Origin of the sequence: Massilia forsythiae (assembly GCF_012849555.1) — a bacterium.
Lineage (GTDB): Bacteria > Pseudomonadota > Gammaproteobacteria > Burkholderiales > Burkholderiaceae_D > Telluria > Telluria forsythiae.
Window position 1 is genome coordinate 4,100,550 of the sequence record NZ_CP051685.1, and the last position, 13,953, is coordinate 4,114,502.

General features: G+C 69.1%; 13 protein-coding genes and 1 tRNA gene. 5 read left to right on the top strand and 9 right to left on the bottom strand.

The features are described 5' to 3' along the window. The first annotated feature begins 137 nt into the window (after positions 1 to 137). On the top strand, positions 138 to 1,121 hold the full coding sequence (locus HH212_RS17455; protein WP_229217325.1) for a YdcF family protein: 984 nt from the start codon (positions 138 to 140) through the stop codon (positions 1,119 to 1,121). Positions 1,122 to 1,198: 77 nt separating this feature from the next. On the opposite strand, the gene msrA is transcribed toward HH212_RS17455, so the two are convergent. The 4 genes from msrA to HH212_RS17475 all read right to left on the bottom strand — a co-directional run bounded on the left by msrA (position 1,199) and on the right by HH212_RS17475 (position 4,814). Then, entirely contained in the window at positions 1,199 to 1,711 is a 513-nt protein-coding gene (gene msrA / locus HH212_RS17460) for a peptide-methionine (S)-S-oxide reductase MsrA (RefSeq protein WP_170203635.1), read from the bottom strand. Positions 1,712 to 1,775: 64 nt separating this feature from the next. Further along, complete coding sequence (locus tag HH212_RS17465) at positions 1,776 to 3,062, bottom strand: PQQ-dependent sugar dehydrogenase (RefSeq protein WP_170205503.1); 1,287 nt, start codon at positions 3,060 to 3,062, stop codon at positions 1,776 to 1,778. 71 nt (positions 3,063 to 3,133) lie between these two features. Next, positions 3,134 to 3,613 carry a DUF2231 domain-containing protein gene (locus HH212_RS17470; RefSeq protein ID WP_170203636.1) on the bottom strand — a complete coding sequence of 160 codons (480 nt, stop codon included), beginning with the start codon at positions 3,611 to 3,613 and terminating at the stop codon, positions 3,134 to 3,136. A gap of 160 nt (positions 3,614 to 3,773) precedes the next feature. Next, positions 3,774 to 4,814 carry an aldo/keto reductase gene (locus tag HH212_RS17475; protein ID WP_211172357.1) on the bottom strand — a complete coding sequence of 347 codons (1,041 nt, stop codon included), beginning with the start codon at positions 4,812 to 4,814 and terminating at the stop codon, positions 3,774 to 3,776. 151 nt (positions 4,815 to 4,965) lie between these two features. Here HH212_RS17475 and HH212_RS17480 point away from each other — a divergent pair, with 151 nt between their 5' ends. The 3 genes from HH212_RS17480 to HH212_RS17490 all read left to right on the top strand — a co-directional run bounded on the left by HH212_RS17480 (position 4,966) and on the right by HH212_RS17490 (position 7,040). Further along, a complete protein-coding gene (locus tag HH212_RS17480) occupies positions 4,966 to 5,637 on the top strand; it encodes a DUF1345 domain-containing protein (RefSeq protein ID WP_170203637.1) in 672 nt (223 codons plus the stop codon). A gap of 102 nt (positions 5,638 to 5,739) precedes the next feature. After that, a complete protein-coding gene (lldD, locus tag HH212_RS17485; RefSeq protein WP_170203638.1) occupies positions 5,740 to 6,870 on the top strand; it encodes an FMN-dependent L-lactate dehydrogenase LldD in 1,131 nt (376 codons plus the stop codon). Positions 6,871 to 6,969: 99 nt separating this feature from the next. Continuing rightward, positions 6,970 to 7,040, top strand: a tRNA-Cys gene (locus tag HH212_RS17490). A 46-nt stretch (positions 7,041 to 7,086) separates the two neighbouring features. Here HH212_RS17490 and HH212_RS17495 read toward each other — a convergent pair. Together HH212_RS17495 and HH212_RS17500 are read right to left on the bottom strand one after the other, a co-directional pair. After that, complete coding sequence (locus tag HH212_RS17495) at positions 7,087 to 7,686, bottom strand: response regulator transcription factor (RefSeq protein WP_170203639.1); 600 nt, start codon at positions 7,684 to 7,686, stop codon at positions 7,087 to 7,089. After that, positions 7,683 to 9,773 (bottom strand): sensor histidine kinase, encoded by a 2,091-nt coding sequence (locus HH212_RS17500; RefSeq protein WP_229217327.1) that lies wholly within the window; start codon positions 9,771 to 9,773, stop codon positions 7,683 to 7,685. Before HH212_RS17500 ends, HH212_RS17495 begins: the two co-directional genes overlap by 4 nt. A 195-nt stretch (positions 9,774 to 9,968) precedes the next feature. On the opposite strand from HH212_RS17500, the gene HH212_RS17505 reads away from it, so the two are divergent. After that, positions 9,969 to 11,309, top strand: coding sequence for an MFS transporter (locus tag HH212_RS17505; protein WP_170203641.1), 1,341 nt, complete (start codon positions 9,969 to 9,971; stop codon positions 11,307 to 11,309). 31 nt (positions 11,310 to 11,340) lie between these two features. Here HH212_RS17505 and HH212_RS17510 read toward each other — a convergent pair whose 3' ends face one another. From HH212_RS17510 to HH212_RS17520, 3 genes are read right to left on the bottom strand one after another with little or no spacing between them, the layout of a single operon-like run. Then, on the bottom strand, positions 11,341 to 11,970 hold the full coding sequence (locus tag HH212_RS17510) for a TadE/TadG family type IV pilus assembly protein (protein WP_170203642.1): 630 nt from the start codon (positions 11,968 to 11,970) through the stop codon (positions 11,341 to 11,343). Then, complete coding sequence (locus HH212_RS17515) at positions 11,957 to 12,445, bottom strand: TadE family protein (protein WP_170203643.1); 489 nt, start codon at positions 12,443 to 12,445, stop codon at positions 11,957 to 11,959. The genes HH212_RS17510 and HH212_RS17515 overlap by 14 nt, the downstream gene beginning before the upstream one ends. Next, positions 12,442 to 13,917 (bottom strand): pilus assembly protein TadE, encoded by a 1,476-nt coding sequence (locus HH212_RS17520; RefSeq protein WP_170203644.1) that lies wholly within the window; start codon positions 13,915 to 13,917, stop codon positions 12,442 to 12,444. Before HH212_RS17520 ends, HH212_RS17515 begins: the two co-directional genes overlap by 4 nt. Between the last annotated feature and the right edge of the window lie 36 nt (positions 13,918 to 13,953).

Sequence of the window (13,953 nt, forward strand, 5' to 3'; positions counted from 1 at the left end):
GCGGCGCCTGGCGCAGGGTGGCGACGGGAGTGGAAGCGGTCTGGTTTTCAAGAGAGGCAAGCGTGGGCTGGCGTGACGCCGGACGGCCGTGATTATAACGGCAATACATAATGACAAGAACACGCATGGTATGCTCCGTGGTTGACCAACCAGCGCCGAGCGCGTCCGACACCACCAGGCATCCCGCAACACGCACCATGATCCCCGACTTCCTCCTCGACCTGCTGAACGCCATCCCGCGCGACCTGATGCTGCCGCCGGCCAACCTGTTCCTGCTGATCCTGATCGGCCTGCTGATCTGGCGGCGCTGGCCGCGCGCCGGGCGCATCGTCGCCGGCACCGGCCTGGCGGCGCTCGCCTTCTTGTCCACCAACAGCGGCGCGCGCCTGTTCGTGGCGCCGCTGGAAGCGATGACTTCACCCTTGCTCGCGCCCGAGCGCGCCGGCGCGCAGGCGATCGTGGTGCTGGCCGCCGGCCAGCTGGAGAGCGCGCCCGAGTACGACAACCGCGACATCCCCGACTATATCGCCCTTGCGCGCCTGCGCTACGCGGCGCGCCTGCAGCGCCGCACCGGGCTGCCGGTGCTGGTCAGCGGCGGCAACAGCATCGACCCGAAGGCCAAGGGGCCGCTGTATTCCAAGGCCGACGCGATGGCGACCGCGCTGCGCCAGGACTTCGGCGTGCCGGTCAAGTGGATCGAGCCGCGCTCGCGCGATACCGCGGAAAACGGCACCTTCAGCGCGGCGCTTCTGCGCGCGGCCGGCGTCAAGCGCATCCTGCTGGTGACCGACGCCATGCACATGCCGCGCGCGCGCGCCGCGTTCGAGCGCGCCGGCATGGACGTGGTCAGCGCGCCGACGCTGTTCTTCAGCCACCAGCCGCACTCGATGTTCGGCTGGATGCCGAGCGCCGAGGGCATGCGCCGCTCATGGTATGCGGTGTACGAGTGGCTGGGGATCGTCTGGTACCGGGTGCGCTGGGCGGGGCAGCCGGCCCGGGGAGCGGCACTGGCACCGGCCCGGACTGCGCCGGCTGCACCGACACCCGCATCGGTGCAGCCGGCGCCTTCCACGGCCCCGGCGGCACCGGGTACGACGCCGCAGCCAGTTCCGCAACAGTAAGAAACTGCAAAAAAAATGAAAAAAGGGGCCGGCATGCTGGATGCCAGCCCCTCCGGGTCACGCTCCGCGCACGCGCATCACGCCGCGCGTTCGCCCCGCTGCGGCAAACGCCAGTCCTGGCGGATGTAATGGCAGGTATACCCGTTCGGAATGCGCTCCAGGTAATCCTGGTGCTCCGGCTCCGCTTCCCAGAACGGCCCGGCCGCTTCGACCTCGGTCACCACCCTGCCCGGCCACAGGCCGGACGCGTCGACGTCGGCGATGGTGTCCAGCGCGGTCGCCTTTTGCGCTTCGCTGGTGAAGTAGATGGCGGAGCGGTAGCTGGTGCCGCGGTCGTTGCCCTGGCGGTTCGGGGTGCTCGGGTCGTGGATCTGGAAGAAGAATTCCAGCAGGCGGCGGTAGCTGATCCGGTCCGGATCGAACACGATCTCGATCGCCTCGGCATGGGTGCCGTGGTTGCGGTAGGTGGCGTTCGGCACGTCGCCGCCCGAGTAGCCGACGCGGGTCGAGACCACGCCCGGCATCTTGCGGATCAGGTCCTGCATGCCCCAGAAGCAGCCGCCGGCGAGGATTGCGGTTTCTTGTGTCATTCGAATTCCTTTCGTTGGTGGACACACCCCATATGCCGGGCGGCCCGGCATGTTTCAAGAGGGATCAAGGTGTGCCGGCCGCGCTCACGCGCCACACGGTGTTGCCGAGGTCGTCCGCCACCAGCAGCGCGCCGCTGCGGTCCATGGCCAGGCCGACCGGACGTCCCTTGGCCTTGTCGCCTGCCAGGAAACCGGTGACCACGTCGATCGGCTTGCCGGCCGGTTTGCCGTACTGGAAGGGCACGAACACGACCTTGTAGCCGCTCATCGGACTGCGATCCCAACTGCCGTGCTCGCCGACGAAGGCGCCTTCGCGCAGGTTGGCCGGCATCGGGCTGTCCGGCGTGTTGAAGACCAGGCCCAGCGGCGCCACGTGCGAGCCGAGCGCATAGTCCGGCACGATGGCCTTGGCCACCAGGTCGGGGCGCTGCGGCTTGACGCGCTCGTCGACGTGGGCGCCGTAGTAGCTGTACGGCCAGCCGTAGAACCCGCCGTCGCGCACCGAAGTCAGGTAGTCCGGCACCAGGTCCGGGCCGATCTCGTCGCGCTCGTTGACCACCACCCACATGGCCTTGCTGCGCGGCTCCCACTGCATCGAGTTCGGGTTGCGCAGGCCGCCGGCGAAGGTGCGGACGGCGCCGCTGGCGCGGTCCACCTCGAGGATGGCGGCGCGGTCGCGCTCGGCGTCCATGCCGTTCTCGGTGATGTTGCTGTTGGAGCCGACGCCCACGTACAGCTTGCTGCCGTCGGCGCTGGCCAGCAGGCTCTTGGTCCAGTGGTGGTTGATCGGGCCGCCCGGCAGGTCGGCCACCTTGACGGGCGCCGCGGTGATGCGGGTGTCGCCCTCCTGGTAGGGGTAGCGCACCAGCGCGTCGGCGTTGGCGACGTACAGGTCGTTGCCGACCAGCGCCACGCCGAACGGCGAGCTGAGTTTGTCGAGGAAAATGGTGCGCTGCGCCGCAACGCCCGGGCTTGCCGGGCGCACCAGCGTGATGCGGTTGGCGCCCTTGGCACCGGCGCCGCCGTAGCCCTGCACCAGGCCCATGATGATGTCCTTGGGACGGAATACCGGCGCTTCCGGACCGCTCGATTCGACGATCAGGATGTCGCCGTTCGGCAGCGGGTAGATCGAGCGCGGGTGCTTCAGGTCGGTGGCCAGCGCGCTGATCTTCAGGGCCGGCGCCACGGTCGGCGTCTCTCCCTGTTTCCAGGCGCCGGCCGGCGCCACCTTCATCGGCGGCAGCAGGTAGTTCTTCGGCGCCGGCAGCGTCGGCGCGTTGCCGTGCTGGGCGGCCTGGGTGGCCGGGTCGCCGTGGTCGCAGGCGCTCAGCAGCACGGCCGCCGGCAGCATTACCGGCAGCAGCAGGGCGCCTTGCGCCAGGCGCAGGGCGCGCCGCTTCGGTTGGTTGGACGAGGTGCGCATCACAGGGCTCCGGCGGCGGTTGAATGGGTGACGCCGGCGACCGCGTACGGGCGCGGCCAGCCGAACCAGGTGGCCAGCAGCATCAGCACGACCACGACGATCGACAGCGTCAGGCCGCCCGGCACCACCGCCACGTAGCCGTCGCGGCTGTGGATGAAGGCGTTGACGATCGACAGCGCCAGCGCGGCGGCGCTGGTGCCCGCGTGCAGGCGGGCGTAGGGCAGGGTGCGCACGTGGCGGTGGCTGAACCAGGTGATCAGGCCGGCCACGAAGGCGAACCCGGCGACCAGGCAGCCGGCCGCCAGCAGCCATACCGAGAAGGTCTCCCAGATGAAGGTGGTGGTGCGCCAGTAGGCGAGGTCGGTGACCAGGGCGCCGGTGAAGCAGACCGCCGGGAATTGCGCCAGCGTGGCGTAGACCGGCTGGCTGGCCAGGCCGAGGCGCGGCGCGAAGCCGGGCGCGTAGGTGGCGCTACGCATGGCCGGCTCCAGATGAAGCGAAAATGGTAAACATCGTTTTATCCATGGTAAATGTTGAACAGACCCACGGTAGCGGCAACGACGGCCCGGGTCTGTGTGGCATTTCGCTTAGCGCGGCGGTGACAGGGGCGCCGCCTGCCGTGCGCGGCGCCCGTGCGCTTCAGGTACCGGTCCTTGCCTGCGGCACCGGCGCGTCCGGTTCGATCAGGCCCTGGCGCTTGAGTTCGTCCCAGAACGCCGGCGGCACCGTGTCCTGCATCGCGCTGGCGTTGGCCAGCGCCTGCGCCTCGCTGCGCGCGCCGACGATCAGAGACACGGCCACGTCCGGCGCGGCCGAGAACTGCAGCGCCGCGGTGCGCAGGTCGATGCCGAATTGGTCCGCCACCGCGCGCAGGCGGTCGCGCTTGGCGATGTGTTCCTTCGGGATGTCCCAGCGCGTCTCGCCGTAGTTGTAGCGCGGACTGCCGGAGAGGAAGCCGGCGTTCAGCGCCGAGCCGACCACGAAGCCGACGCCGTGCTCGCGCGCCACCGGGAACACCTGGTTCAGGGCGTTGGCGTGGTCGACCAGCGAATACTGCGACGCCAGCAGGCACACGTCCGGATCGGATTCGCGCATCACGCGCAGGATCGGCTCGGGCGTGTTGACACCCAGGCCCCAGGCCTTGATGATGCCTTCGTCGCGCATCTTCGACAGCGCCGGGAACGCGCCCTTCAGGGCGACGTCGAACTCCTCGGTCCACGGGCGCGGCAGGTACTTGTTGTCGGGCGAGATGTCGTGCACGAACACGACGTCGATGCGGTCGATGCCCATGCGCTGCAGGCTGTCCTCGATCGAGCGGCGCACGCCGTCGGCGGTATAGTCGAACACCACGTTGTTGGGCGAGTTCGCGAACGGGAACAGTTCCTTCGACTTGTTGTCGGGCGAGGCTTTCAAGAGCTTGCCGACCTTGGTCGACAGCAGGTAGCTGTCGCGCGGCTGGTTGCGCAAGAAGGCGCCGAAGCGGCGCTCGGCGCTGCCCAGGCCGTACCATGGCGAGACGTCGTAGTAGCGCACGCCGGCGGCCCAGGAGCCGGCCAGGGTCTGGTGGGCGTCGGCGTCGGTGACGAATTCGAATTCGTTGCCGACCGAAACGCCGCCCAGGCCGAAGCGGAATTCGGGCGTGAACAACTGGTGGGCGCGGCTGGTCTTTGCTTCTGGCATGGGCGATCCTTTCGTTGGCGGCATGGGATGTCGATCGACATTTAGTATGCAAGCGGTCCGGTTCGGGAAGCGCACGCGACGCATGCGGCCCGGCGCGCCGCGCCTGGGGGCGAGTCATGGCTACAATGGCGCATCACTTGCCGAGTACCCTATGCGCCCGCTCTCCACCTCCGCCCGCCGCCGCCTGATCCACTCCCATCCGCGCCTGATGGGTTCCCTGCTGCTGGGCTTCGTGGCCGGTGTCTTCTTCCCGCAGACCTGGGGGCTGACCCTCAAGTGCCTGGTCGGCTGGAACGTCGCGGTCTGGATCTACCTGATCCTGTGCGGGTGGCTGGTGGCGCGCGACGACGAGCACCAGATCCGGCGCCTGGCGCAGCACGAGGATGCCAACGCCGTCTTCGCCACGGCGATCATGTCGTTCGGCGCGATGGTCAGCCTGGCGGCCATCATCGTCGAACTGTCCTCGGCCAAGAACGTCAGCGGCGACCTGCGCGTGCTGCACTACGCGCTGACCGCCGGCACCGTGCTGGGTTCGTGGCTGCTGGTGGCGCTGATCTACAGTTTTCATTACGTGCACCTGTACTACCGTTGCGGCGACGGTCCCAAGCCGCTGCGTTTTCCGGAAGACCAGCCCAAGCCCGGCTACTGGGACTTCCTGTATTTTTCCATCACCATCGCGGTGGCGGCGCAGACTTCGGACGTCAGCGTGATGTCGACGCAGGCGCGCAAGATCGTCATGGCGCAGTCGGCGCTGTCGTTCCTGTTCAATGCGGCCATCATCGGCATGTCGATCAATATCGCCGCCAGCGTCGTGGGAGGGTAGCCGGACCGATCATCGGCGTGCGCGAATCGACGCCGGGTCTCGCCGCGGGACCGGGCTTGTTCTACAATCGCAGGGGGCACCGTCCACCATCACGACGACAACATGATCATCTCCTCCGCCACCGATTACCGCGAAGCCGCGCGCCGCAAGCTGCCGCCGTTCCTGTTCCACTATCTCGACGGCGGTTCCGGCACCGAAAGCACGCTGCGCGCCAACGTCGGCGACCTGCAGGACGTGGCGCTGCGCCAGCGCGTGCTGAAGGGATCGGAAAAGCTCGATTTGTCGACCGAGTGGTTCGGGGTCAAGCACGACCTGCCGCTGGCACTGGCGCCGATCGGCCTGGCCGGCATGTACGCGCGCCGCGGCGAGGTGCAGGCGGCGCGGGTGGCGGCCGACAAGAACATCCCGTTCATCCAGTCGACCGTGTCGGTGTGCCCGCTCGAGGAGGTGGCGCAGCAGTCGGCGCAGCCGCTCTGGTGCCAGCTGTACGTATTGAAGGACCGCGGCTTCATGCGCCACTACCTGGAGCGCGCGCGCGCACTGGGCATCAGGACGCTGGTGTTCACGGTCGACATGCCGGTGCCGGGCGCGCGCTACCGCGACGCCCATTCCGGCATGAGCGGCCGCCACGGCCCGCTGCGCCGCGCGCTGCAGGCGATGCTGCACCCGCGCTGGGCGCTGGACGTTGGCCTGCTGGGCCGGCCGCACGACCTGGGCAACATCTCGGCCTACCGCGGCAACCCTACCGGGCTGGCCGACTACATCGGCTGGCTGGCCGCCAACTTCGATCCGGGCATCGACTGGGCCGATTTGCAGTGGATCCGCGACGAGTGGCAGGGGCCGATGGTCATCAAGGGCATTCTCGACGCCGACGATGCGCGCGACGCGAAAGCCTTCGGCGCCGACGGCATCGTGGTCTCCAACCACGGCGGCCGCCAGCTCGACGGCGCCCGGTCCAGCGCGCGTGCGCTGCGCGCCATCGCCGACGCGGTCAAGGGGGACATGACCATCTTCGCCGATTCCGGCGTGCGCACCGGACTGGACGTGGTGCGGCTGCTGGCGCTGGGCGCGGACGGCGTGCTGATCGGGCGCGCCTTCATCTACGCGCTGGCGGTGGCGGGAGAGGCCGGCGTGCGCAATCTGCTGGCCATCTTCGAGAAGGACATGCGCACAAGCATGGTGCTGACCGGGGTGAAGTCGGTGTGCGAGATCGGGCCGGAGATCCTGGCTTGAATTGCTGCCGTAAACCCGTTGCGGCCGTATTGATCCGCTCCATTTGCCCGCTTGACGTGCTCCAAGGGCGCCTCGGCAGCGAAGCGTAATATCGGTCCTGGCGAGGTAGCAAAGAGGTTATGCAACGGCTTGCAACGCCGTCGAGACAGGTTCGATTCCTGTCCTCGCCTGTCACTTCCCCCCAGCCGTCTTCGCAGACGGCTTCCGGAACAGCAATCATCCCAGCCACGGATACGCCGCCAGCCAGCGTCCGAGTTCGTTGTCGTTGCCACAGCGCAGCTTGTCGAAGATATTGGCGCGGTGCGTTTCGACCGAGCGCGGACCGCATGGCGGTACCAGCACCCGGGCGATTTCCTTGTTCGGCTGTCCCAGGCCCACCAGCCGCGCGACTTCCCGTTCGCGTGGCGTCAATTCGTCCCACAGCCGCTGCGCCTGGCCGCGGGCGCGCGCTTCGGCCACGGCGCCGGGCAGCTTGTCGAGCAATTGCTGCGTGTCCGGCTTGGTCACCCAGTCGTAGGCACCGCGCCGCACGGCTTCGAGCGCGGTGGGGATGTCGCCGTGGCCGGACAGGAACAGCGTCACCAGGGGACTGTGCGCCGCGCGCAGGCGTTCGAACACGCCCAGGCCGCTGATGCCGCCCAGGCGCAGGTCGAGGATCACGCAGCCCGGATGGCGCACGTCGACCTCGTCCAGGAAGGCTTCGCCCGATGCGAAGGCCCGCACCGCCAGGCCCTGGGAAAACAGCAGGAGCAGCATCGAACGGCGCAGGGCTTCGTCGTCGTCGACGACGTACAGGGTCAGCGGCAGGTCTTTCATGGCACGGTGGGCAAGGTAAAGGAAAAGGTGGCGCCGCCGCCGGGGCGGTTGTCGACCGTCAGCGTGCCGCCGTGGGCCTCGACGATGGTGCGGCAGATGTTCAGGCCGAGTCCCAGTCCGTCGGGCCTGGTGGTGAAGAAGGGCGCGAACACCTGGTCGACCTGGTCGGGGGGAATACCGGGACCCAGGTCGCTCACCGCCACGCGGATGCCGTGCGCGTCGGGCGCGCTGTCCACCACGATCCGGCGCCGGTGGCGCGGCTGGTCCTGCATGGCGTGCATGGCGTTGTGGATCAGGTTGACCAGCACCTGTTCGAGCAGGACCCGGTCGCCGCGCACTTGCGCCTGCGCGTCCCGCAGCACCAGGCGCAGCGTCATGGCATGGCGCTCGAGCTCGGGTTTCAGGAGACAGCCGGCGTGACGCAGCACCTCGCCCACGGCCAGGCGCTCGTGGTCGCCGCGTTGCGGGTTGATCATGGCGCGTACGCGCTTGACGATTTCGCTGGCGCGACGGGACTGTTCGACGATGTCGTCGAGCGCGCCGGTCAGCATGCCCGGCACGCCGCGCTCCGCCAGCGCACGCGCGGCCACGGCAAAATTGGACAGGGCCATCAAGGGCTGGTTGAGCTCGTGCGCCAGCGTGGATGCCATCTCGCCCGCGCTGGCCAGGCGCGCGCTGCGCTGCAGGCGCACTTCCTGGTCGCGCTGGCGCGCCTCGGCATGCTTCTGGGCGGTGATGTCGACGACCGAGCTCATCCAGCCCCGGTGGACGCCGCCGGCGTCGATCAGGGGCGCGGTATAGACCATGGTGATCACGTCGTGTCCGTCCTTGTGGCGGATGCGCGATTCGAAGCCGTGCGGCGCGGCGCGGCCGCGCAAGGCATTGTCGCTGTCGCGCGCCTGCTTTTCCAGGTCGTCCGGATGCCAGTACGGGTAGGGCGGGTAGCGCCCGAGCAGCTCCTCCGCACCGTAGCCCACCATGGCGCACAGGGCAGGGTTGACGTAGATGATCTTGCCTTGCGGGTCGCGCGCACGCATGCCGACCAGCAGCGAGTCTTCCATGGCCTTGCGGAAGGCGTGCGCTTCCTGCAGGTCGCGCGTGCGCTCCTCGACGCGGCGCTCCAGTTCGAGCCGGGCCGAACGCTGCTCCGCGTAGCGCCGCTCGCGCAGCCGCCAGTACAGCACCGCCAGCAGCAGCAGGGCCGCCGCCAGCGCCGCCAGCGCCAGCGCCAGGCGGCGCGCCTGGCGTACCTCGCGCAGGTCCTCGGTCACGGTCAGCGTCCAGCCGAGTTCCGGCAGCAGCGTGTCGAGCGCGAGAAAATCCGTGTCGTGCGCCGCCACCTGCGTGCGCAGCGTGAATCCGCCCATGCCGTCCGCGGCCTGCATCGTCCACGGCAATGCATCGAAGCGTTCGCGCCGGCCGTACTGGCCGTGCGCGGCGACCCACTGCAGGTCGGCGGCCGACAGCGCGCGGACGCTGCGGAACAGCCAGGCCGGTACCGAACTCAGGAACACGATGCCGCGGCCGTCCCGGAGTACCACCGGGGTGGCGCCGCGCCGCCAGCTGGCTTGCAGCGGTTCCAGGCTGATCTTGATGACCACGACGCCGAGCACCTCGCGCCCCGCGCGCACGGGTTCGGCGATGAACAGGCCGGACTGCCCGGTGGTCAGGCCGAGGCCGTAGAACACGCCGCGCCGTCCCTGTAAGGCATCCTCGACGTACGGGCGCCGGCGGTAGGACTGCCCGACGAAGCTGGTCGGCGCATCCCAGTTGCTGGCGGCCAGCGTCAGCCCGGTGCGGTTCACCAGGAACAGGGCGGCGGCGCCGGTGGTGTTCTGCAGCTCGGCGAAGTAGCCGTTCACGCGCGCGCGCAGCGCCGTGTCGCCCGACGCGTGCAGCAGGCCGCGCACGTCGGGATGGCGGGCCGCGGCATGCGGCAGCAAGTCGTACCGTTCCACCAGGCCGCGCAAACCCAGCACGTGGGCATCGGCGGCCTGGCGCAGGGCCTCGGTCTTGGCCTGCAGTTCGCGTTGCTCGGCCCAGTTGCCCGACGCCGCGATCAGGGCCAGTACGGCGACGAGGGCCACGGCGTTGCGCCAATGGTGTGGTTTGAACGGGAAGGGCATGCAAGTCCGGAAGAGGATCGGAGCAACGATAGCAGCTTTGCCATGCGGGCGCGAGGCTCTCCGTAGTTTTACGGAGCGCGGCGCGCCGGATTTGCGGATGTGCGGCGGGCGTGGGCAGGCCACAATCGGGATTCTTACAATGACAGGAGACAGGGCATGACGACCGAGACGACCCAGACGTTCGCCGGGGCACGGCAAGGCGGCGCCGAGCGCATTTCCGGCACCCGCGTGCGCGCCATTTTCGTCGGCTCCGCCGGCAACCTGGTGGAATGGTTCGATTTCTACTGCTACGCCGCGTTCGCGCTGTATTTCGCGAACTCCTTCTTCCCGGCCCAGGACCCCACCGCCCAGATGATGTCGACGGCGGGCATCTTTGCGCTGGGCTTCTTCGTGCGCCCGCTGGGCGGCATCCTGTTCGGCCACCTGGGCGACCGTCACGGCCGCAAGGTGGCGCTGATGGCGTCGGTGCTGTTGATGTGCCTGGGTTCGCTGCTGATCGCCTGCGCGCCCACCTACGCCGCCGCCGGCATCGTCTCGCCGATCGTCCTGCTGCTGGCGCGGCTGCTGCAAGGCCTCAGCCTGGGTGGGGAATACGGCGCCAGCGCCACCTACCTGTCCGAAATGGCGGAATCCCGGCACCGCGGTTTCTACAGCAGCTTCCAGTACGTCACCCTGATCGGCGGCCAGTTGCTGGCGCTGTTGCTGCTGCTGGTGCTGCAGCACTTCCTGCTCGACGCCGCGCAGTTGCGCGCCTGGGGCTGGCGTATCCCGTTCTTCGCCGGCGCCATCCTCGCCCTGGTGGCGCTGCGCATGCGTCACGACATGCCCGAAACCCAGTCGTTCGAGGCCGCACGCAAGACGGCCAAGCCGATGGGCGGCCTGAAGCAACTGGCGCAGCATCCGAAGGAAGTGCTGCTGGTGATCGGCCTGACCATGGGCGGCACGCTGGCCTTTTATGTCTATACCGTGTACATGCAGAAGTTCCTGCGCCTGTCGGTCGGCCTGAGCGATGCCCAGACGACCGCCGTGTCGGCCGCCTCGCTGCTGTTCGCCATGTGCCTGCAGCCGCTGTATGGGGCGTTGTCCGACCGCATCGGCCGCCGTCCGCTGCTGCTGGGCTTCGCCCTGCTCGGTACCGTCTTCACCGTGCCGCTGCTGACCGCCATCCGCAATGCCAGCGGTCCGTGGGAAGCCTTCGGCCTGATCGCTTGCGCCTGGGTCATCGTCTCCGGCTATACCTCGATCAATGCGCTGGTCAAGGCCGAACTGTTCCCGGCCACCATCCGCGCCACCGGCGTGGGCGTACCGTATGCCGTGGCGGTGTCGGTGTTCGGCGGCACCGCCGAATACATCGCGCTGTGGTTCAAGTCGGTGCAGATGGAGAGCGCCTTTTACTGGTACACCACCGCGGTGATCGCCTGCACGCTGGTGGTGTGCTGGTTCATGCGCGATACCGCCGCGACCTCGCGCATCGATGCCGAGGCGCAGGCGCGTTGACGCGGCGCTCCACCTTGCAGCCCGGATCGACTCAGCTCGGCGGCGGCGCCGCGCACGGCGGCGTACCGGGCCGGTAACCCAGCGACTCCGCCGTGGCGATCGTGGTGGCGCGGTCGAGCCGTACGTTCACGTTCACCATCGGGAACAGCACGCCGGATGTCACCGCATCGCAGGCGCCGGCATTGGCCGTATCGCAGATGCGCGCGCGCACGAAGCGGATGCAATTGGGCGCGTTCGGGTTGGCGGTGCAGATCTGCAGGTTCTGTCCGACGCAGTTGGGAAGCTGGCTTTCGGGGATGTCCTGCAGCGCCAGCGCGCCGCTGCCGTCGCGCACCAGGGCGAGATAATCGATGCGTACGTTGGCATCCGTGATCGGTGGCGCCAGCACCAGTGCGCCCGCCGAGGTGCGCAATACGGCGTCCTGGCGGATGCGCGCCAGCTGCGCCGCATCGCGTGCGTACACGTTCACCGCGGCGGCGGCGCTCCTGCGCGTGACTTCCTGCAGCGTGTTGTAGACGAACAGCAGCCGCATGAGTTCCAGCACGGCGAACAGGAACAGCAGGAAGACCGCGGCGAGCAGCGCGAATTCGACCGCGGTGGTCCCGGCTTGCCGGTGCCCGGGGCGCCGCTGCGGGCGCGTTGTGGTGTCAGATGCCGGCATAATCCATCGTCACGTCAGCGTTGATCCTCAGTCCATAGCGTCCGCTATCGACCACCCCGAAGAAGGTATCGAACATGTTGAAGGTCACCGCGACCCGCACCGTGCCCGGCACCACCCCGGCTTGCGAGCCGCACGGCCGCATGTCGCATTGCACGATGGGCGTGGCGGACGATCCTTCGGGCGCCAGTTCGGCCAGTTCGGTGCGGGCGATGGCGGTGGCGACGTTCGATGCCGCCGCCGACAGCGTCGTCGAGCGCATTTCCTGGCGCGATACCGTGGACAGGTAGCGCGCCGCATCCTGGGCGGCTTTCTGGGCGACGGTGTAGTGCCAGTACACGCGCGCCAGGAACACGGGGAAGGTGAACAGCACCAGCATGACCGGGATCAGTACCGCCGCTTCCACGGCGGCGACGCCGCGCTGGCGCCGCCGGCAACGAGGGTGGCGCGGCCTGGGGGGCGAAGAGGTCGGTGTCATGGGAACAGCTCCACTTTTCCAATCAGCGAGGACAGGGGCAGCACGCCGGCGAATTCGGCGACCAGCCGGTTGCTGTCGGCCGGAACGGTCATGAAGAAGCGCCCGACGGCGAGCGGCGTGGCCTTGACGTTCGCGCCCGCGCTCACCGGGCAGGCCAGCAGCGGGATGTTCAGCACGCGCCGCTGCGCCGTCGCCATTTCCAGGTGCGCCCCGCCGGGCGCGGCATAGGTCGGGCCGCTGGTGGCGTGGTAGGGCGCCGCCGCCGCGGTCGGGTAGCCGGACGCGGTCGGGCCGGACGGATACAGCGCCGGCCAGTCGCCTGGACCGAACGCCGCGCCGGCGGCGCCGGGTTGCAACGGCGCATGGCTGGCTGCGCCGGCATACGCCCACAAGGGGCCGTAGGCGGCCGCGGTGGTGCCCGCGGGCGGCGCCGGCAGGTCGGCGATGGTTTCCAGCCGGCCGCGTACCTGCGTCGTCTGCGCCGCGAGGTTGCCGATGGCCGGCAGCATCCAGGGCGTGCCGCCGGCGGCGTTGTGCGCATACGCCTTGACGTTGAAATCGGGCGGCCCGCCGTTCGGCGTGCACAGGTAGGAGGTGTACTGGTCGAAGCGCGAATTCAGGTGCATGTAGATCGAGTTCAGCGGGCCGTTGGCGGGCAGCGACGAGACCTGGATGGTGCCGCCCGCCAGCCGCGGCATCCACATGTTGCCGGCGCACAGCAGCGGGCCGTTGGTCGAGGGATCGAGCGAAGCGGTCTTGTCGGTGCCGGGCAGGACGTACGGGTTGACCAGGAAGCGCACCGGCTTGTCGCCGTCCGGGTTCAGCTGCATCAGGTCGTAGCTGACGCCGCGCCGGAACCCGTATTCGACCAGTTCGTCGGCCGGGGCGCCCGGATTGGCCCTGGGCGCCGCCGCCTGCGGCGACATGGCGCACACCGCCAGCGGCGTGACGTCGATGTCGATGCGGCCGGCGATGGCGCTGTCGGCCAGGCTGGCGCGCGACAGCGTGGCCGAGGCGATCGACATGAACACGTTGGTCACGTCGCCGGTGCCTGGGCCCAGGGCCGCCGTGTCCACCCTGGCGTAGTACAGCGCCGTCGGGGCGGCCGTCTGCGTGGAGGGGATCCAGCTGCCGTAGCGGTCCGGCGCGCTGGCGAAGCTGAGCGCGCCGTCGCTCCAGGCCACCGGCAGCTTGTACCGGTACACCAGGCGCTCGGCCGCTGCGCGCGCGGCGGCCCTGGCCGCCGCCAGGCCCGCCGTCGTGCCGTTCAACTTGCCCGAGGCCGCCAGCGCCGCCGCCCTGGCGATGCCCTGCAGCTCCACCTTGCGGTTGTAGAGCGGGCCGACATCCATCGCGAACGCGCAGCACGCGATCAGCAGCGACAGGATCGACACGAACAGGACGGCGAAGCTGCCGTCCTGCCCGCGCACGCGCATCGGCGCGCGCGGCTGGTGGGGCGCATGGATTGTCATGGTCTCGGCGACTGGCTTTCAAATAAAGCAATCTTG

Bases quoted from the DNA above. Each gene is read 5' to 3' on its own strand.
- msrA (WP_170203635.1), bottom strand. From the start codon at position 1,711: ATGACACAAGAAACCGCAATCCTCGCCGGCGGCTGCTTCTGGGGCATG.
- HH212_RS17465 (WP_170205503.1), bottom strand. From the start codon at position 3,062: ATGCTGCCGGCGGCCGTGCTGCTGAGCGCCTGCGACCACGGCGACCCG.
- HH212_RS17470 (WP_170203636.1), bottom strand. From the start codon at position 3,613: ATGCGTAGCGCCACCTACGCGCCCGGCTTCGCGCCGCGCCTCGGCCTG.
- HH212_RS17475 (WP_211172357.1), bottom strand. From the start codon at position 4,814: ATGCCAGAAGCAAAGACCAGCCGCGCCCACCAGTTGTTCACGCCCGAA.
- HH212_RS17480 (WP_170203637.1), top strand. From the start codon at position 4,966: ATGCGCCCGCTCTCCACCTCCGCCCGCCGCCGCCTGATCCACTCCCAT.
- lldD (WP_170203638.1), top strand. From the start codon at position 5,740: ATGATCATCTCCTCCGCCACCGATTACCGCGAAGCCGCGCGCCGCAAG.
- HH212_RS17495 (WP_170203639.1), bottom strand. From the start codon at position 7,686: ATGAAAGACCTGCCGCTGACCCTGTACGTCGTCGACGACGACGAAGCC.
- HH212_RS17505 (WP_170203641.1), top strand. From the start codon at position 9,969: ATGACGACCGAGACGACCCAGACGTTCGCCGGGGCACGGCAAGGCGGC.
- HH212_RS17510 (WP_170203642.1), bottom strand. From the start codon at position 11,970: ATGCCGGCATCTGACACCACAACGCGCCCGCAGCGGCGCCCCGGGCAC.
- HH212_RS17515 (WP_170203643.1), bottom strand. From the start codon at position 12,445: ATGACACCGACCTCTTCGCCCCCCAGGCCGCGCCACCCTCGTTGCCGG.
- HH212_RS17520 (WP_170203644.1), bottom strand. From the start codon at position 13,917: ATGACAATCCATGCGCCCCACCAGCCGCGCGCGCCGATGCGCGTGCGC.